Origin of the sequence: Variovorax paradoxus, from assembly GCA_016806145.1 — a bacterium.
Lineage (GTDB): Bacteria > Pseudomonadota > Gammaproteobacteria > Burkholderiales > Burkholderiaceae_C > Variovorax.
The window spans coordinates 4,347,652-4,364,734 of the sequence record CP063166.1 but is presented as its reverse complement, the minus strand read 5'-3'; the positions used below and the strand labels follow the sequence as shown (position 1 = coordinate 4,364,734).

Annotated in this window: 13 protein-coding genes and 2 pseudogenes; 9 read left to right on the top strand and 6 right to left on the bottom strand. The window is 69.1% G+C overall.

Annotated elements, in window-relative coordinates; all coding sequences use genetic code 11:
- The first annotated feature begins 6 nt into the window (after positions 1–6).
- From INQ48_20250 to INQ48_20235, 4 genes are read left to right on the top strand one after another with little or no spacing between them, the layout of a single operon-like run.
- Complete coding sequence (locus INQ48_20250; GenBank protein QRF55707.1) at positions 7–1,164, top strand: ABC transporter permease; 1,158 nt, start codon at positions 7–9, stop codon at positions 1,162–1,164.
- The gene (locus INQ48_20245) at positions 1,161–1,433 is read left to right on the top strand and encodes an acyl carrier protein (GenBank protein ID QRF55706.1); all 273 of its coding nucleotides are present in this window, start codon (positions 1,161–1,163) and stop codon (positions 1,431–1,433) included. Before INQ48_20250 ends, INQ48_20245 begins: the two co-directional genes overlap by 4 nt.
- Positions 1,434–1,440: 7 nt before the next feature.
- Positions 1,441–2,529 carry a beta-ketoacyl synthase gene (locus INQ48_20240; GenBank protein QRF55705.1) on the top strand — a complete coding sequence of 363 codons (1,089 nt, stop codon included), beginning with the start codon at positions 1,441–1,443 and terminating at the stop codon, positions 2,527–2,529.
- The gene (locus INQ48_20235) at positions 2,529–3,017 is read left to right on the top strand and encodes a hypothetical protein (GenBank protein QRF60817.1); all 489 of its coding nucleotides are present in this window, start codon (positions 2,529–2,531) and stop codon (positions 3,015–3,017) included. The genes INQ48_20240 and INQ48_20235 overlap by 1 nt, the downstream gene beginning before the upstream one ends.
- Positions 3,018–3,033: 16 nt before the next feature.
- Here the strand turns inward: INQ48_20235 and INQ48_20230 are convergent, their stop codons facing one another.
- The 6 genes and pseudogenes from INQ48_20230 to INQ48_20205 all read right to left on the bottom strand — a co-directional run bounded on the left by INQ48_20230 (position 3,034) and on the right by INQ48_20205 (position 10,865).
- Positions 3,034–3,675, bottom strand: a complete 642-nt coding sequence (locus INQ48_20230) for an N-methyl-D-aspartate receptor NMDAR2C subunit (GenBank protein QRF55704.1) — start codon at positions 3,673–3,675, stop codon at positions 3,034–3,036.
- Positions 3,676–3,880: 205 nt separating this feature from the next.
- Positions 3,881–4,975 (bottom strand): annotated as a pseudogene (mltB, locus tag INQ48_20225) (lytic murein transglycosylase B).
- Positions 4,976–5,032: 57 nt separating this feature from the next.
- Positions 5,033–7,063, bottom strand: coding sequence for a DUF3488 domain-containing transglutaminase family protein (locus INQ48_20220; protein ID QRF55703.1), 2,031 nt, complete (start codon positions 7,061–7,063; stop codon positions 5,033–5,035).
- A gap of 92 nt (positions 7,064–7,155) precedes the next feature.
- Positions 7,156–8,230, bottom strand: a pseudogene (locus INQ48_20215) (IS30 family transposase).
- 740 nt (positions 8,231–8,970) lie between these two features.
- Positions 8,971–9,948: a DUF58 domain-containing protein gene (locus INQ48_20210; protein ID QRF55702.1), complete on the bottom strand. Its 978-nt coding sequence runs from the start codon at positions 9,946–9,948 to the stop codon at positions 8,971–8,973.
- Complete coding sequence (locus INQ48_20205; protein QRF55701.1) at positions 9,945–10,865, bottom strand: MoxR family ATPase; 921 nt, start codon at positions 10,863–10,865, stop codon at positions 9,945–9,947. Before INQ48_20205 ends, INQ48_20210 begins: the two co-directional genes overlap by 4 nt.
- Positions 10,866–10,942: 77 nt before the next feature.
- Between INQ48_20205 and INQ48_20200 the strand changes: the two genes are divergently transcribed.
- The 5 genes from INQ48_20200 to INQ48_20180 all read left to right on the top strand — a co-directional run bounded on the left by INQ48_20200 (position 10,943) and on the right by INQ48_20180 (position 17,037).
- Positions 10,943–11,896 (top strand): histone deacetylase family protein, encoded by a 954-nt coding sequence (locus tag INQ48_20200; GenBank protein ID QRF55700.1) that lies wholly within the window; start codon positions 10,943–10,945, stop codon positions 11,894–11,896.
- Between the two features lie 162 nt (positions 11,897–12,058).
- A complete protein-coding gene (locus tag INQ48_20195) occupies positions 12,059–13,339 on the top strand; it encodes a mechanosensitive ion channel (GenBank protein ID QRF55699.1) in 1,281 nt (426 codons plus the stop codon).
- Positions 13,340–13,475: 136 nt separating this feature from the next.
- The gene (locus INQ48_20190; protein ID QRF55698.1) at positions 13,476–14,225 is read left to right on the top strand and encodes an electron transfer flavoprotein subunit beta/FixA family protein; all 750 of its coding nucleotides are present in this window, start codon (positions 13,476–13,478) and stop codon (positions 14,223–14,225) included.
- Between the two features lie 14 nt (positions 14,226–14,239).
- Positions 14,240–15,172, top strand: coding sequence for an electron transfer flavoprotein subunit alpha/FixB family protein (locus INQ48_20185; protein QRF55697.1), 933 nt, complete (start codon positions 14,240–14,242; stop codon positions 15,170–15,172).
- A gap of 74 nt (positions 15,173–15,246) precedes the next feature.
- Positions 15,247–17,037: an acyl-CoA dehydrogenase gene (locus INQ48_20180; protein ID QRF55696.1), complete on the top strand. Its 1,791-nt coding sequence runs from the start codon at positions 15,247–15,249 to the stop codon at positions 17,035–17,037.
- Positions 17,038–17,083: the final 46 nt, after the last annotated feature.

Genomic DNA, 17,083 nt, shown 5'->3' with positions numbered 1-17,083 from the left:
CGAGCGATGCTCCGAGCCCTCATCAAGAAGGAACTGCTCGCGCTGCGGCGCGACATGCACGGCCTGGCCGCGCTGTTCCTGATGCCGATGATCTTCATCGTGCTGATGTCGCTGACGCTCAAGGACATCTACCGCCCGCCGCTGGCCGCGCTGAACTACGCGGTCGACGTGCGCGACAACGGCACGCCCGCGCAGTGGCTGCTGCAGCAGTGGCGCAAGGCGCATGGCGCGCCCGAGCCTCTCGGCGCCGACTGGCAGGCACGGTTGCGCCGCGGCGAGCTCAAGTACGTGATCGTGCTGCAGCTGGGGCTGTCGGACGAGCTCGAATCGGTGGCGCTGTCGACGCGCCCCTACATCCAGCTGCTGACCGAGCCCGGCATCGACAGCAACCTGCACAACGCGCTGCGCGCCGAGCTGGTCGGTGCCTCGGGCGAACTCAAGGCGCGGCTCGCGCTGCAGGTGCCGGGCACCGCGGGGCCGGCGCAGGGCGCGTCGATCCAGGCGCTGGTGCAGGCCGAGCGTTTCGCGAGCAGCGGGCCGCGGCCGACCTCGGTGCAGCAGAACGTGCCGGCCTGGCTGGTGTTCGGCATGTTCTTCGTCGTGGCCTCGCTCTCGAGCCTGCTGGTGCAGGAGCGCAGCTCGGGCGCGCTGGGCCGGCTGCAGAGCCTGGGCGTGTCGCGCGCCATGCTGCTGGCCTCGAAGGCCTTGCCCTATCTCGCGGTGAACGCGGTGCAGGCCGCGCTGATGCTGGCCGCGGGCATCTGGCTGATGCCGCTGATCGGCGGCGATGCGCTCTCGCTCGCGGGCATCGACTGGGGCGCGCTGCTGGTCGCGCTGGTCGCGGTGAGCCTCGCGGCCGTGAGCCTCTCGCTGGCACTGGCCTGCGCGGTGCGCAGCCATGCGCAGGCCGCCACCATCGGGCCGATGGTCAACGTGCTGATGGCGGCCGCGGGCGGGATCATGGTGCCCAAGTTCGTGATGCCGGGCTTCATGCAGCGGCTGGTCGAGCTCTCGCCGATGAACTGGGGCCTCGAGGCCCTGCTGACCGTGTTGCTGCGCGGCGGCAGCGTGGCCGACACGCTGCCGCAGGTCGGGCGGCTCGTGGTGTTCGCGGCCGCCATGTTCGTGCTCGCGGTCTTTCTCTTTCGCAGGCGCACGCCATGAACCCCGTCACTCCCGAATTCATCGCCCGGCTCAAGACGCTGGTGCTCGAGGCCGTCGAGAAGGAGCCGCCGCCCGGCGGCCTGTCGGACGACGAGGCCCTGTTCGGCCCCGAGGCCCGGCTGGACCTCGACTCGCTCGATGCGCTGCAGGTGTCGATGGCGATCCAGCAGGCCTTCGGCGTGCGCATGCCCGACAGCAAGGAGACGCGCCGCGCGCTGAGCTCGATCGCGCACCTGGCCGAGCACCTGCTGCGCGAGCGGAAGGCATGAACCCGCGATGAGCGATGTGTACCTCGGCGGCGTGGGGCTGGCCTGCGCGCTGGGCGACGACCTGGACGCGGCGCTCGCCAGCCTGCGCGCGGGCGGCGTGCGGCCCGTGCCGGTGGCCGTGTCGGCGCAGGCGCAGTGGCCCGTCTACAGGCTGTCGCCGACGGATGGCGGCTGGGACGAACGCGTGCGCCGGCGCGTGCGCGCGGTGGTGGCGCAGGCCGATCGCGCGGGCGGCGCGGTGTCGCGCGACGCGCCGCTGTTCGTCGCCTCGTCCTCGCTCGACATCGGCCACATGGAGCACGAGAAGGAAGACCGCCGGCTCGGCGGCGACCTGCTCGACTTCGCCGAGATCGTGGCCGGCGCGCTCGCCTGGCGCGGCCCGGTCTTCACCGTGTCGACGGCCTGCACCTCGGCGCTCAACGCGATCCTCGCGGCCTCGGACTTGCTGCGCGGCGGCGGGGCCGAGGAGGCGCTGGTGATCGGCGCCGAGCCCGACAACCGCTTCACCGTGGCCGGCTTCGGCGCGATGCAGCTGCTGTCGCCCGATGGCGCGCGGCCCTTCGGCGTTGGCCGCGACGGGCTGGTGCTCGGCGAGGCCTTCGCGGCGCTGCAGCTGCGCACGCGGCCCGCGCGCTGGCGCGTCGCGGGCGGCGCGAACATCGTCGACGGCAGCAATCCCGCGGGCAACGAGGCGGGCGCGGTGCGCGCCGCGTGCGAGGCCGCGCTCGCGCAGGCCGGGCTGCGGCCGCGCGACATCGGCCTGGTCAAGGTGCAGGCCGCGGGCAGCCCCGGCAACGATGCGGTGGAGGCGCAGGCGCTGCGCGCGCTGTTCGATCCGCTGCCGCCGCTGGTGTCGTTCAAGACCGCGATCGGCCACACGCTCGGCGCTTCGGGGGCGGCGGAGCTGGCCTTGCTGACCGGCTGCATCGCGCACGGCGTCTGGCCGGTGGCGACGCATGCGCCCGACGAAGCGCTCGGCCTGGCGCTGAGTGCCTCGGCACCGCGCGGGCTGCGGCATGTGCTGTTCAACGTGCTGGGCTTCGGCGGCGGCCATGCGGCGCTGGTGCTCGAGGATGCGGGGGAGGGCGCGCGGTGATCGAGGGCTGGCGCGTCGTCGCGCACGTCGGTGCCGATCCGGTGCCGGACGACTGGCACGCGCAGCTCGTGCAGCGGCTCGGCTACCGGCCGCGCCGTGTCGGCAGCTGGACCGAGCTCGCGATGCATGGCGCGCTGCGCTGCATCGACGCGGCTGGCGAGGCCACGCTGCCGGCCGGCGCGCGCCTGCGCGTCGGCAGCCGGCGCGGGCCCTGGGCCGCGACCTGCGCCGGGCTCGAGCAGCTCGATGCGGGGCTCACCATGCCCTTCACCTTCATGCAGAGCCAGCCCGCGCTGGCACTGGCCGAGGTCGGCCGCTGCCTGGGCTGGCGCGGCGACGGCAGCTTCGTGCTGAACCGCGATGCGGCGCAACTGCTGCGGCTGGTGGTGCACGGCGCGGGGGCCGGTGGCCTGCTGCTGGGCCAGGTCGAGGAGGCCGGCGGCGCCTTGCCGATGCGCTCGGAATGGTGGCGGCTGTTGCCGGCCTGAGAGACCGGCGGCGCGTTCAGCCCGCGATCGAACGGCGCAGGTTCTCGCGCGCGCGGGCCTCGAGCAGGGCATGCATGCGCGGCGTGGCGTAGATCGCCTCGCGGTCGAGGAAGCGCTGCAGGATCTCGCGCCGGCGCGGCAGGCGGATCTCGAGCGGCACGAAGGCGTATTCCCGTCCGACCTGCGTCTCGTACTCGTCGAAGCGCGCGCGTTCGGCGCCGAGGATCGAGAGGTCGATGTCGATCAGCAGCTCGGCATCGCGGCCCTCGGGCACGGCATCGTGGCGCGTGGCCATCACGAGCTCGTGCACGCGCTGTGCCGCGTCCTCGCCGGCCTCGAAGCGGCGCAGCGCCTCGAGCGCCCAGGCGGCACTGCGTGCCTCGTTGTCGTGCGCATGGACGTCGTAGACCGCGTCGTGGAACCACAGCGCGAGCGCCACTTCGCCGGGGCGTTGCGCGGCGGCCTGCTCGCGCTCGAACCAGGCCAGGCACTCGCCGAGGTGCTGCATCGTGTGGTAGTGGCGCTGCGGCTCGGCGTAGCGGCGCTGCAGTTCGTCGCACAGCGCATCGCGTTCGGGCGTGGCGGGTTGCGCGATGCCGAGCGCGCGCCAGGCGGCGTGCCAGTTGGCCCGCAGGGCCGTGCGCGACAGGGGCGTCATCGCGTGGCCCTCACTGCGGCAGCGGCATCGGTTGCCGCGGCGACGAAGCGGGCGGCAGCGGTTGCGACGGGGTCGGCTCGGTCGGCGTCGATTGCAGGGGCAAGGGCATCGGCTGCGCATCGAGCCTCGGCTGCGAGCGCAGCGGCGGCTGGTACTGCGGCACGGGGGCTGGCGCCAGCACCGGCTGCGGCGCCGGCGCATAGCCCATCGCCGCCTTGACCTCGTTGCCGAGATCGAGCACCGACATCGCGTAGTAACTGCTCCAGTTGTAGCGCGTGATCACGTAGAAGTTGCGCGTGCCCGCCATGTAGGTCGGCGCGGCGTTGACGCCGTTCTGCAGCTCGATCAGCGCGAGCAGGCCCTTGTGCCGGATGCCCTCGCCCTCGGGCACCGCGCCCGCGGCCACGAAGCTGTCGGCGCTGAAGCTCGGCAGGATGTCGGGCGCCAGCAGGATGTCCTTGCGCAGCCGCGACTCGTCGAAGCGCACCGGGTAGATCGCGGGCATGCCCGGCTGCCAGCCGAAGGCCTTGAAGTAGCTGGCCACCGAGCCGATCACGTCGGCCGTGTTGTTGACCAGGTCGATGCGGCCGTCGCCGTCGAAGTCGACCGCGTACTTGGCGATGCTGCTCGGCATGAACTGCGGCATGCCCATCGCACCCGCGTAGCTGCCCAGCGGCACCATCGGGTCGTCGGCGGTGCGGCTCTCGGTGCTCAGGAAGCTCTCGAGCTCGCCGCGGAAGAAGGCCTGCCGCTCGGCCGCGCGCGGATGGCCCTGCGGGAAGTCGAAGGCCAGCGTGGCGAGCGCGTCGATGACGCGGAAGTTGCCCATGTTGCGGCCGTAGATGGTCTCCACGCCCACGATGCCGACGACGATCTCGGGCGGCACGCCGTAGGTGGCCTCGGCGCGCGCGAGCAGGTCGGCGTTGGCGCGCCAGAAGCGCACGCCCGCGGCGATGCGCGTGGCGTCGATGAAGCGGCCGCGGTAGACCTGCCAGTTCTTCACCGTGCCCACCGGTCCCGGCAGCATCAGCCGCGGCACGTTGGGCAGGAAGCGCGCGCTGCCGATGGTGGCGCGCACCCATTGGCGGTCCAGGCCCCGGCGCGCCGCGACCTCGTCGGCGAAGCGCATCGCGTCGTCGCGCGTGGCGTAGGGCGTGCTGCCGGCCACGGCCTTGACCGCGGGGCGGGGCTGGGCCGCGGCCTGCGTGGCGAGCCCGGCGGCACAGGCGGCGCAGGCAGCGAAGAGGGCAAGGGCGGCGGCGCGGACCGGTTGGTGCCGCGAGGAAAGGGAAGATCGCATCGGCCGATTGTGCCGCCCGGCCGCGAGAGGGCCGGCGAGCGACACATGTGGTTGCGTTCAGCCGGGCTGCAGTCGTGCGGGCCCGGCCTTGCGCGCGGGCCATGGCAGGCGGCGGAACTCGGCGCGCAGCGCGGCCGGCGTCTCGGGGCCGGCCGGTGCATAGCGCTGGGCCTCGAGCTTCAGCAGCCAGTCGCGCAGCGGCGCGCTTTGATCGGTGCCGAAGAAGGCCTCGGCCAGCGCCGCCATCTGGCGCGGCGGCGCGGTGTCGGGCACCGCGAGGCCGGCCTTCACGAGCCGCGCGCGCGCACGGCCGAGCAGGCGCAGCCAGGGATCGTGCTGGCTGCGTTCCCACAGCGTCCAGAGCGCGCCGGCCAGGCTCGCGCCCACCAGCAGGTAGAGCAGCACGTAGGCCAGGTCCTCGAGGCTCGGCGCCGTGAAGCCGATGTTCTTCAGCAGGTCGAGCTGGCGGCTCTGCGTGTAGTTGAGCACCCACTGGTTCCAGCCGTTGTTGACGGCCTCCCAGGCCGCGCGCAGGTTCTGCGCGAAGGTCGGGCTCATCGCGATCACCGCGCCCGCGAACAGGCCCGGCGGTTGCACGAGGCGCATCGACTGGCCGACGCGTCCCGGCGCCACCGCGCCCGTGGGATCGACGCGCACCCAGCCCTTGCCGGCCTCCCAGACCTCGGCCCAGGCATGGGCATCGCTCTGGCGCAGCACCCAGTAGCCGTCGATGCCGTTGAGTTCGCCGCCCTGGTAGCCGGTGACGATGCGCGCGGGCACGTTCATGCCGCGCATCAGCACCACGAAGGCCGAGGCGATGTGCTCGCAGAAGCCTTCCTTGCGATCGAACCAGAACTCGTCGGCGGTGTCGTTGCCGTAGATGCCGGGCTCGAGCGTGTAGCTGTAGCCGCCGGTGCGCAGCCGCTGCAGCACCGCCTGCACCAGCGCGGGCGTGGCGGCACCGGCCAGCGCCGGGTCGGCGAGCATCTCGCGCGCGAGCGCCGCGGTGCGCGGGTTCGATGCGGGCGGCAGCGCGAGGTAGGCGCGCAGCGAGTTCGCGCTGGTCGCGGGGCCGCTCTCGAAGCGCGTGTAGCTCTGGGCGCGGTAGCGCACCAGGTCCGACAGCGGCCGGTTCACGAACCATTGCAGGTCCGAACTGCCCGTGACCTCGTAGCCCGGCAGCACGGGCGCGCGCGGCGCGGCGTCGAGCGTGAGCAGCCACGGGCGGTTGCTGGGCTCGAGCGTGACCTCGTAGCCCAGCGGCTCGCCGCTGGTGCGCAGCTCCGAGGCGCCCGCGCCGCGACGCCAGGACGGCAGCGCGGTCCATTCGCGGCCATCGAACTGCGCGAGCACCGGGCCGCGGAAGTAGAGCTGGCTCTGCGGCGGCGCGCGGTTGCCGTCGAACTTGATGCGTGCCGCCACGCGCCCGTCGAGCGCGAGCTCGGCGATGGTGCCTACGCGCATCGTGTTCGACAGCCCGCTGCGGCCTGCCATCGCATCGGTCGGCGTGCCCCACAGCGGCGCGAGCCGCGGGAACAGCAGGAACAGCGCGAACATGATCGGCGCGCCCGCGAGCGCCATCCAGCCGGCGGTGCGCGCGGCCTGCGCGAGCGGCGGCCGGCCCACCGGCATGTGGGCGTTGACCAGCGCGGTCAGGAGGCCGAGCAGCGCGAGCAGCATCGTGACGGCGGTGGCGAGCGACTGCGAATAGAAGAAGTTCGTGAGCATCGCGAAGAAGCCCAGGAAGAAGACGACGAAGGCGTCGCGACGCGCGCGCAGCTCGAGCGTCTTGAGTGCGAGCAGGATCACGATCAGCGTGACGCCGGCGTCGCGGCCCAGCAGGGTGCGGTGGGTGGCGAAGGTGGCGGCGACCGTCACCACGAGCAGGGCGATGCGCCACCAGCGGGAGGGGAGGGGTCTGGATTGGACGGCGAGGGTGCCGCGCCAGATCAATACCGCTGTGGTGAGGGTGGTGCACCACCAGGGGAGGTTGTCTACCTGGGGGAGGATGATGAGGGCTATGACTGCCAGGAGGAAGAGGGTGTCTCTTGTGTCTCTTGGCAATGTCGCCATCGTTGGCTTCTTCATGAGGTTGGTTTCTTATGAAGGCTGTTGGCCGGGACTCGCCCCGGCGGGCGAGTCACTTTCTTTTGCTTCGCCAAAAGAAAGTAGGGGCGGTTTCAAAGACCAAGTGCAACGGTCGGGACAAGGCCTGCTTTGTCCATATAAACGTTGTCGAAGAACACCTCGGCAGGACTGCGCCAGCCGAGTGTCTTGCGAGGCCTCATGTTGAGTTCCCAAGCCATGCCGTCGAGCTCCCGCTGGGAGTACACGCTCAAGTCGGTGCCCTTGGGCAGGTATTGCCGCAGCAAACCGCTGGTGTGTTCGTTGATGCCTCGCTGCCATGGACTGTGCGGGTCGCAGAAGTAGATCTTCAAGCCCGTGTTTTCGGCGAGCTTCTTGTGCAGCGCCATTTCCTTGCCTTGGTCGTAGGTCAGCGTCTGGCGTATTTCCGGGGGCAATGCCGAGAAGGCCAGCGTGAAGCCATTGAGCGCGTCCAGTGCGGTGCTGCCATCGAGTTTGACCAGCATGGCGAACAACGATCTGCGGCATACCAGCGTGCCCACGGCCGAGGCATTTGCCTTGCCCTTGATGAGGTCGCCTTCCCAATGCCCCGGCAGAAGGCGGTCGTTGGCTTCGGGCGGGCGGGCGCACGTGGATGCTCACAATGTCCTGCAACGATCCGCGCCTGTCCTCGCCCCGGGTTCTCGGTTTGCGGGCCCCTCGTCCCTGGCGCAGCAATACCACCAGTTCGCGACGCAGGTCGCCTTTGGGCATTGCATAGATGGCGGTGTAGATGGTCTCGTGAGAGGCTTGCAATTCTGGCTGTCCGGGATGGCGTTGCCTGAGTTTGGCAGCGATCTGCTCGGGCGAAAGCTTGAGCTCCAGCAGGGTCCTGACTTCGGACCACAAGACACCATCGCGGTGCAGCTTGCGTACTGGCCAGGCCGCACGACGCACCCGCCGCGCTCGCTGGCCAGCTCGGCTCGCGTCGTAGCCTCCAGCGACTCGCGGCCGGCCCATCACACACTGCTCGGACTCGTTTTGGTAACCATTGCGGCGCAGCTCTCGAGTGATGGTGCTCGGCGACCTGCCCAGCACTGCGGCAATGGATCGAGCGCTGTAGCCCTGCACTTTCATGGCCATCACCACTCCACGCTCTTCCGCACTCAACTGCTGATAGTTATTCGCCATGCAACTCCTCTGAATTTGAAGTGTTGCACTTGGTCTTTGAAACCGCCAACCAAAGAAAAGGCGACCCACTGTCTGCGTCCCGCAGCGAAGCTGCGGGCAACCTGCGGTGCTCGCGTTTCGCGGGGTCTCGCAGAACTCGCTTCGCTGCGCTGCGCTCAAACAGCTGCGAGCCCTGATCCGCGAAACGCTGCGCTCCTCGGCGCAGCCAGAGGGGGTGGGTCGGGCCGTCGCTGCGCTCGGCCTTGGATACCCAACGGGCCATCGCTTCGCTCGGCCTCTTGTTCCCTCTCCCTCTGGGAGAGGGTTAGGGTGAGGGCACCGGGCCTTACCAAGGGTCTGACGGTATCCATCGTCCAGAGCCCTCACCCCAGCCCTCTCCCAGAGGGAGAGGGAGCAATACCCAAGGCCGAGCGAAGCGATGGCCCGAGTGGATGTCGTGTGGCCGAGCGAAGCAAAGGCCCGAATCACCCCCCTCTGGCTGTGCCGAGGAGCGCAGGGGAAAGCGGGATCAGGGCCGCAGCTGTCTGAGCGGAACGAAGTGCAGCGAGTTCTGCGGACCCCCGCTTTCCCCGAGCACCGCAGGTTGCCCGCAGCGAAGCGGAGGGACACAGACAGCGGGGTCGCCTTCTTTTGCTTACTTTTCTTGGCGAGACAAGAAAAGTGAGTCGCCCGCCGGGGCGAGACCCGGCCAACGCCCTCCGCACGAGGAGCAAAGCCAAGACCAACCCAAACCCAGGAAGTCAACATAGAGCCAGCATCTCCAGACAAGCCCTCCGATGCGCCTCCCCTTGCGAAGGCTTCAACACCCGCCCGCCAACACGAACCCCATAGTCCACCCCCAACCGATCCGCCATCAACACCCAGGCACACAACCGAGAAACCCGCCCTTCGACATCAGCCAACCCAGTAGCCTGCGCATCCAGCCAGAGTTCCTCGCGTTGCGTCTGCTGAGCATCCCGACTCACGAACTCCTCGGACCCCGCAGCCAACGCCTGCGCCGCCTTCTTCCAGACCACCAGCTTCAACGGATCCCCACGCCGATAAGCCCGCACCCCGTCGTACTCCCCGGCCCCCAGCGACCGCACCACAGAAGAAACAGCCGCAGCCCCAGACAGCGGCTCACCGGCAGGCAAGGGCGGCGGATGCAGCTCAGGCGCCGGATACACCAGCATCCGAGAAGCCGGCCGCCACACCGTCCACACCCGAAACGTGCCCAGCGGAAACCGCGTCTCCGCCGTCAACGCAGGCACCGGATGCAACCCCCTTCGCTCCGGCAGAAAAGCGATCTCCACCGTCGAGCTGCCCTGCGCCGGCACATCGGTCCAGGCCCACTGCCCGCTGCCGCGCACCGCCATCCCGATCCCGTAACGCACCCCGCGCCGCGCGTTGTGCAGCACCACCCGGAACACCGCCGCGCTCCCCGCGTAATGCGCATCGGGCGGCATCAGGTGCATCGCCAGCCCGCGCAAGGTGCCGTGGCATACGTGCATGCCCACCGCCACGCTGCCCGCGAGCAGGAAGGTCAGCAGGTAGCCGAGGTTGAGCTGGTAGTTGATCGACGCCACCAGCAGCACCAGCAGCGTGAGCGCCAGGGTCCAGCCGGCGCGCGTGGGCACGATGTAGACGTTGCGCTGCGTGAGCTCGAGCGTGTCCGACGGCGGCCGGCGCGAGAGGAACCAGCCGTCGATGCGCGAGCGGATGGCGCCGACGGCGTTCACGGCAGCGGCACCGCCGCGATCATTGCCCGCACCTGCTCGACCGCGCCGCGGCCGGCATCGCCGACCGGCGTGAGGCGGTGCGCCACCGTCTGCGGCAGCACGGCCTGCACGTCGTCGGGCGCAACATAGTGGCGATTGGCGAGCAGCGCCTGGGCCTTGGCGGCGCGCAGCACGGCGATGCCGGCGCGCGGCGACAGGCCCTGCAGGAACCAGCGGCCCGAGCGGGTGGCGGCGATCAGGTCCTGCACGTAGTTCAGCAAGGGCTCGGCCGCGTGCACCTGCTGCACGCGCTGCTGCAGCGCGGTCAGCTCGCCGGGCGTGAGCAGCGCGGGCAGGGTGGCCAGCATCTCGCGGCGGTCGATGCCGGACAGCAGCTGGCGCTCGGCGGCGCGGTCGGGGTAGCCGAGCGAGATGCGCATCAGGAAGCGGTCGAGCTGCGACTCGGGCAGCGCGAAGGTGCCGAGCTGGTCCTGCGGGTTCTGCGTGGCGATCACGAAGAAGGGGGTGGGCAGGGGGCGGGTCTCGCCCTCGATCGTGACCTGTTTCTCCTCCATCGCCTCGAGCAGCGCGCTCTGGGTCTTGGGGCTGGCGCGGTTGATCTCGTCGGCCAAAAGCACCTGCGAGAAGATCGGGCCCGGATGGAACACGAAGGCCTGTTGGCCGCGGTCGTAGATCGCCACGCCCGAGAGGTCGCCCGGCATCAGGTCGGCCGTGAACTGCACGCGCGAGAACTGCAGCCCGAAGGTGTGCGAGAGCGCATGGGCCAGGGTGGTCTTGCCGACCCCGGGCACGTCCTCGATCAGCAGGTGGCCGCCGGCCAGCAGACAGGCCACGCAGTCGCGCACCTGGGCCTCCTTGCCCACGATCACCGTGTTAAGCTGGCTCAGCAAAGTGGCAAGCTTCGCGGCAACGTCCATATTTGTATCCATATGCAAACGATACCGTAAGACCCGGCAGCCCCGCGCCGCGTGAGGTCTAGACGCGACACCGAGACATGGGCAAGACCGGTTACTTCACTCATCGCGACTGCTGGAAGCACGACATGGGCCGGGGTCATCCCGAATGCCCCGAGCGCCTGGATGCCATCGAGGACCGGCTGCTGGCCACCGGCGTCGGCGACGCGCTCGAGCGGCGCGACGTCCCGCTGGCCACGCTGCCGCAGATCACCCGGGCGCACAGCACCGAACACGTCGAATACCTCGAGGCGCTGCACCAGCGGCTGGTGGCCGACGAGCCGGTCGGCGGCCCCGACCATGCGCACATCGACCCCGACACCGCGCTCAACCGCTTCACGCTGCTGGCGGCACGGCGCGCCGCCGGGGCGGCCATCGCGGCCACCGACGCGGTGATCGCCGGCGAGGTCGAGAACGCCTTCTGCGCCGTGCGTCCGCCCGGCCACCATGCCTGCCGCGAGCAGGCGATGGGCTTCTGCTTCCTCAACAACGTCGCGATCGCGGCGCGCCATGCGCTCGAGGTGCACGGCTTCGACCGCGTGGCCGTGGTCGACTTCGACGTGCACCACGGCAACGGCACCGAGAACATCCTGTCGGACGATCCGCGCGTGCTGATGGTCGGCTTCTTCCAGCATCCGTTCTATCCCTACAGCGGCACCGAGCATCCGGCCTCGAACATGCTCAACCTGCCGATCCCGGCCTACACCAAGGGCATGGACGTGCGCGAGATGATCGAGGCGATCTGGATGCCCCGGCTCGAGGCGTTCCGGCCGCAGATGGTGTTCGTGAGCGCGGGTTTCGATGCGCACCGGGACGACGATCTCGGGCAGCTCGGTCTCAACGAGAACGACTTCGCCTGGATCACCGACCGCATCCGCGACGTGGCGCGCCGCCATTCGCGCGGACGCATCGTGTCGATGCTCGAGGGCGGCTACAACCTCGACGCGCTCGCGCGCAGCGTGGAAGCGCACATCCGCGTGCTGGCCGAGCTCTGAAAAAATCGGGATCGGGCGGCCGAACGCAGAAGAAAGACAAAACGGCGCAGAGGTCGCAGAAGGAGCCAAGAAAATTCTTGATTTCCTTCTGCGATTTCTGCGGAACCTTCGCGACTTCTGCGTTCGGCTGCCCGATCCCGTGTTCCTGCCGAACCCGCTGACATGAACTTCAACGACTTCACCCAACGACTCGCGCAGGTCGACGCGCGCGGCATCGCCATCGAGCTGGCCGCGCTCGCCGCCTGCATCGCCCTGGCCTGGGGCATCTGCCGCTGGTTCGGGCGCGACCAGCCCAAGGACTCGATCTGGTTCGGCGAGCGCACCTTCGACGGCGTGCTGTTCCCGCTTCTGGCGCTGGTGTTCGCCGAACTCGCGCGGCGGCTGGTGTCCGAGTACCAGACCATCCTGGTGCTGCGCATCGGCGTCTCGGTGTTCCTGTCGCTGGCCGTCATCCGGCTGTTCGCGCGCGTGCTGCGCGCCGTGTTCCCGGCCTCCAACCTCGTGCGGCTGCTCGAGCGCACCATCTCGTGGCTGGCCTGGGTCGCGGCCGTGCTCTGGATCATCGGCCTGCTGCCGCCGGTGCTGGCCGAGCTCGACGACATCACGCTGGCCTTCGGCAAGACCCGGGTGAGCCTGCAGACCATCATCCAGGGCGCGCTGTCGGCCGGCCTGGTGCTGGTGATCGCGCTGTGGATCGCCTCGACGATCGAGAAGCGCATCCTGCGCGAGGCCGTCACCGACCTGTCGATGCGCAAGGTGGCCTCGAACGCGGTGCGCGCGCTGCTGCTGCTCGTGGGCCTGCTGTTCGCGCTGTCGGCGGTGGGCGTGGACCTCACGGCGCTGTCGGTGCTCGGCGGCGCGCTCGGCGTCGGCCTGGGTTTCGGCCTGCAGAAGCTGGCGGCCAATTACGTCAGCGGCTTCGTGATCCTGCTCGAACGCTCGATCCGCATCGGCGACAACGTCAAGGTCGACACCTTCGAGGGCCGCATCACCGACATCAAGACCCGCTACACGCTGATCCGCGCCGGCAACGGCCGCGAGGCGATCGTGCCGAACGAATCGTTGATCACCTCGCGCGTGGAGAACCTCTCGATCGCGGACCGCAAATTCAACATTACGACCAGCATCGTGGTCGGCTACGAGAGCGACGTGGCGCAGGTGCAGGCCATCCTCTGCGACGCCGCCAAGGCCCAGTCGCGCGTGATGACCGACCCGGCGCCGGTGGCCTTCCTGATGAACTTCGCGCCCGACGGGCTGGAGTTCACGCTGAACTTCTGGGTCGCCGATCCCGACAAGGGCAAGGACAACCTGCGCTCGGCGATCAACGTCGCGATCCTCGAAGGCCTGCGCGCCGCGAAGATCGACATTCCCTATCCGCAGCGCGTTCTGCGCGTCGAATCGCTGCCGCCCGGGATTTCGCCACCTGCGGACGCTGCCTTATAATCGAGGAAAAGCACGACCGTTCTTTTTTCGCCCCGCGGCGTGAATCGAAATGAGATCAGAGACGGCAAAGGTCGCGTCCTAGAATGACCGGTTGCTCTCGAAGCCCCCTTTTTGCAATCCCAATGGAGTCAAGTCAATGAAGGTTCTTGTGCCTGTCAAACGGGTCGTCGACTACAACGTGAAGGTGCGCGTCAAGAGCGACGGCACGGGCGTGGACATCGCCAACGTCAAGATGAGCATGAACCCCTTCGACGAGATCGCCGTCGAAGAGGCCGTGCGCCTGAAGGAGAAGGGCGTGGTGACCGAGGTCATCGCCGTCTCGTGCGGTGACGCCAAGTCGCAGGAAACCCTGCGCACCGCGATGGCCATCGGCGCCGACCGCGGCATCCTGGTCGAGACCTCGGAAGAGCTGCAGCCTCTGGCCGTGGCCAAGCTGCTCAAGGCGCTGGTCGACAAGGAACAGCCGCAGCTGATCATCCTCGGCAAGCAGGCCATCGACGACGATGCCAACCAGACCGGCCAGATGCTGGCTGCCTTGGCTGACCTGCCGCAAGCCACCTTCGCGAGCAAGGTCGAAGTCGCCGGTGACAAGGCCAACGTGACCCGTGAAGTCGACGGCGGCCTCGAGACCGTCTCGCTCACGCTGCCGGCCGTCATCACGACCGACCTGCGCCTCAACGAGCCGCGCTATGTCACCTTGCCCAACATCATGAAGGCCAAGAAGAAGCAGCTCGACACCTTCAAGCCCGAGGACCTCGGCGTGGACGTCAAGCCGCGGCTGAAGACCCTCAAGGTCTCGGAACCGCCGAAGCGCGGCGCCGGCATCAAGGTGCCCGATGTGGCGACCCTGGTGGACAAGCTGAAGAACGAAGCCAAAGTGATCTGAGGAAGACAACGAACATGACCGCACTCGTCATTGCCGAACACGACCACGCCAGCATCAAGCCGGCCACCCTCAACACCGTGACCGCCGCGCTCGCCTGCGGTGGCGACGTCCACGTGCTCGTGGCCGGTGCCAACGCGGCCGAAGCCGCCAAGGCCGCAGCCCAGATCGCCGGCGTCACCAAGGTCATCGCCGCCGACAGCGCTAGCCTCGCCGAGAACCTGGCCGAGAACGTCGCGGCGCAAGTCCTCGCGATCGCTTCCAACTACAGCCACATCCTGTTCCCCTCGACCGCCAACGGCAAGAACGTCGCGCCGCGCGTGGCCGCCAAGCTCGACGTCGCGCAGATCAGCGACATCACCAAGGTCGACAGCCCCGATACCTTCGAGCGTCCGATCTACGCCGGCAACGCCATTGCCACCGTGCAGAGCAGCGATGCCACCAAGGTCATCACCGTTCGCACGACCGGCTTCGATGCAGCCGCCGCCACCGGTGGCAGCGCAACGGTCGAGACCGCCGAAGGCGTTGCCGACAGCGGCAAGAGCAGCTTCGTCGGCCGTGAAGTCACGAAGAGCGAACGCCCCGAACTGACGGCCGCGAAGATCATCGTCTCGGGCGGCCGTGCATTGGGCAGCGCCGAGAAGTTCACCGAGGTGATGGCGCCGCTGGCCGACAAGCTCAACGCGGGCCTCGGCGCCAGCCGCGCCGCCGTCGACGCGGGCTACGCGCCCAACGACTGGCAAGTGGGCCAGACCGGCAAGATCGTGGCGCCGCAGCTGTACATCGCCGCGGGCATCTCGGGCGCGATCCAGCATCTGGCCGGCATGAAGGACTCCAAGGTCATCGTCGCGATCAACAAGGACGAGGAAGCGCCGATCTTCTCGGTGGCCGACTACGGCCTCGTGGCCGACCTGTTCACGGCCGTGCCGGAACTGGTCAAGGCGCTCTGATCGCGCCATTGCATTGAGCCAGAGGGCATCGTTCGCGATGCCCTTTTCACATCCGCAGTATCGGGAGACATGAGATGAGCTACACCGCCCCCCTCAAGGACATGCTGTTCGACATCGAGCACCTGGCCAACATCGGCGAGATCGCCAGGCTGCCCGGCTTCGAGGACGCCGGCCTCGAGACCGCGCAGGCCGTGCTCGAGGAATGCGCGCGCTTCAACCAGGACGTGATCGCGCCGCTCAACGTGGCGGGCGACCGCAATCCCTCGTCGTTCAAGGACGGCGAGGTCACGACCACGGCCGGCTTCAAGGACGCCTTCGCGCAGTACGTGTCGGGCGGCTGGCAGGGCCTGCAGCATCCGGCCGACTTCGGCGGCCAGGGCCTGCCCAAGACCATCGGCGCCGCCTGCGGCGAGATGCTCAATTCGGCCAACATGAGCTTCGCGCTGTGCCCGCTGCTCAGCGACGGCGCCATCGAGGCGCTGCTGACCGCGGGCTCCGACGAGCTCAAGGCCACCTACCTCGAGAAGCTCGTGAGCGGCCAGTGGACCGGCACGATGAACCTCACCGAGCCGCAGGCCGGCAGCGACCTCGCGCTGGTGCGCAGCCGCGCCGAGCCGCAGCCCGACGGCAGCTACAAGGTCTTCGGCACCAAGATCTTCATCACCTACGGCGAGCACGACATGGCCGAGAACATCGTGCACCTCGTGCTGGCGCGCGTGAGCGGCGCGCCCGAGGGCGTGAAGGGCATCAGCCTGTTCGTGGTGCCGAAGTTCCTGCTGAACGCCGACGGTTCGCCGGGCGCGCGCAACGACGTGCACTGCGTGAGCATCGAGCACAAGATGGGCATCAAGGCCTCGCCGACCGCGGTGCTGCAGTACGGCGACCATGGCGGCGCCGTCGGCTACCTGGTGGGCCAAGAGAACCGCGGCCTCGAGTACATGTTCATCATGATGAACTCGGCCCGCTACGCGGTGGGCATGCAGGGCATCGCGATCGCCGAGCGCGCCTACCAGCATGCGGTGGCCTACGCCAGGGAGCGCGTGCAGAGCCGCCCGGTCGACGGCTCGATCAATGCGAGCGCGGCGATCATCCATCATCCCGACGTGAAGCGCATGCTGATGACCATGCGTGCCTACACCGAAGGCTGCCGCGCCATGGCCAGCGTGGCCGCCGCGGCCTACGACGCCGCGCACCACCATCCCGATGCCGACGCGCGCAAGCAGAACCAGGCCTTCTACGAATTCATGGTGCCGCTGGTCAAGGGCTACAGCACCGAGATGAGCCTCGAGGTGACCTCGCTGGGCGTGCAGGTGCATGGCGGCATGGGCTTCATCGAGGAGACCGGCGCGGCGCAGTACTACCGCGACGCGAAGATCCTCACGATCTACGAAGGTACGACCGCGATCCAGGCCAACGACCTCGTGGGCCGCAAGACCGCGCGCGACGGCGGCCAGACCGCCAAGGCGATCGCCGCGCAGATCGAGAAGACCGAGGCCGAGCTCGCGAAGAGCGACAGCGCCGCCGCCAAGGCCGTGCTCAAGCGCCTGAAGGCCGCGCGCGAGGCCTTCGTCGAGGTGGTGGATTTCGTCGCGGGCCAGACCAAGGCCTCGCCCAACGCGGTGTTCGCGGGCAGCGTGCCCTACCTGATGCTCGCGGGCAACCTGGTGGCCGGCTGGCAGCTCGCGCGTTCGCTGATCGTGGCGCAGGACCAGGCCTCGCACAACGTCGACGTCGACTTCATGCAGGCCAAGATCACCACGGCGCGGTTCTATGCCGAGCACATCCTCGCGAAGGCGCCGGGCCTGCGCGACAGCATCGTCGACGGTGCCGAGAGCGTGAACGCGCTGGCGCTCGAGGCCTTCTGACATCCGGACTTCCGTACGCGAAGGTCGCAAAGGTTACGCAAAGGAC

What these genes read in the sequence shown, in the direction of transcription:
- INQ48_20250 (QRF55707.1), top strand. Translation starts at nt 7, where the DNA reads ATGCTCCGAGCCCTCATCAAGAAGGAACTGCTCGCGCTGCGGCGCGAC.
- INQ48_20245 (QRF55706.1), top strand. Translation starts at nt 1,161, where the DNA reads ATGAACCCCGTCACTCCCGAATTCATCGCCCGGCTCAAGACGCTGGTG.
- INQ48_20240 (QRF55705.1), top strand. Translation starts at nt 1,441, where the DNA reads ATGAGCGATGTGTACCTCGGCGGCGTGGGGCTGGCCTGCGCGCTGGGC.
- INQ48_20230 (QRF55704.1), bottom strand. Translation starts at nt 3,675, where the DNA reads ATGACGCCCCTGTCGCGCACGGCCCTGCGGGCCAACTGGCACGCCGCC.
- INQ48_20220 (QRF55703.1), bottom strand. Translation starts at nt 7,063, where the DNA reads ATGAAGAAGCCAACGATGGCGACATTGCCAAGAGACACAAGAGACACC.
- INQ48_20205 (QRF55701.1), bottom strand. Translation starts at nt 10,865, where the DNA reads ATGGACGTTGCCGCGAAGCTTGCCACTTTGCTGAGCCAGCTTAACACG.
- INQ48_20200 (QRF55700.1), top strand. Translation starts at nt 10,943, where the DNA reads ATGGGCAAGACCGGTTACTTCACTCATCGCGACTGCTGGAAGCACGAC.
- INQ48_20195 (QRF55699.1), top strand. Translation starts at nt 12,059, where the DNA reads ATGAACTTCAACGACTTCACCCAACGACTCGCGCAGGTCGACGCGCGC.
- INQ48_20190 (QRF55698.1), top strand. Translation starts at nt 13,476, where the DNA reads ATGAAGGTTCTTGTGCCTGTCAAACGGGTCGTCGACTACAACGTGAAG.
- INQ48_20185 (QRF55697.1), top strand. Translation starts at nt 14,240, where the DNA reads ATGACCGCACTCGTCATTGCCGAACACGACCACGCCAGCATCAAGCCG.
- INQ48_20180 (QRF55696.1), top strand. Translation starts at nt 15,247, where the DNA reads ATGAGCTACACCGCCCCCCTCAAGGACATGCTGTTCGACATCGAGCAC.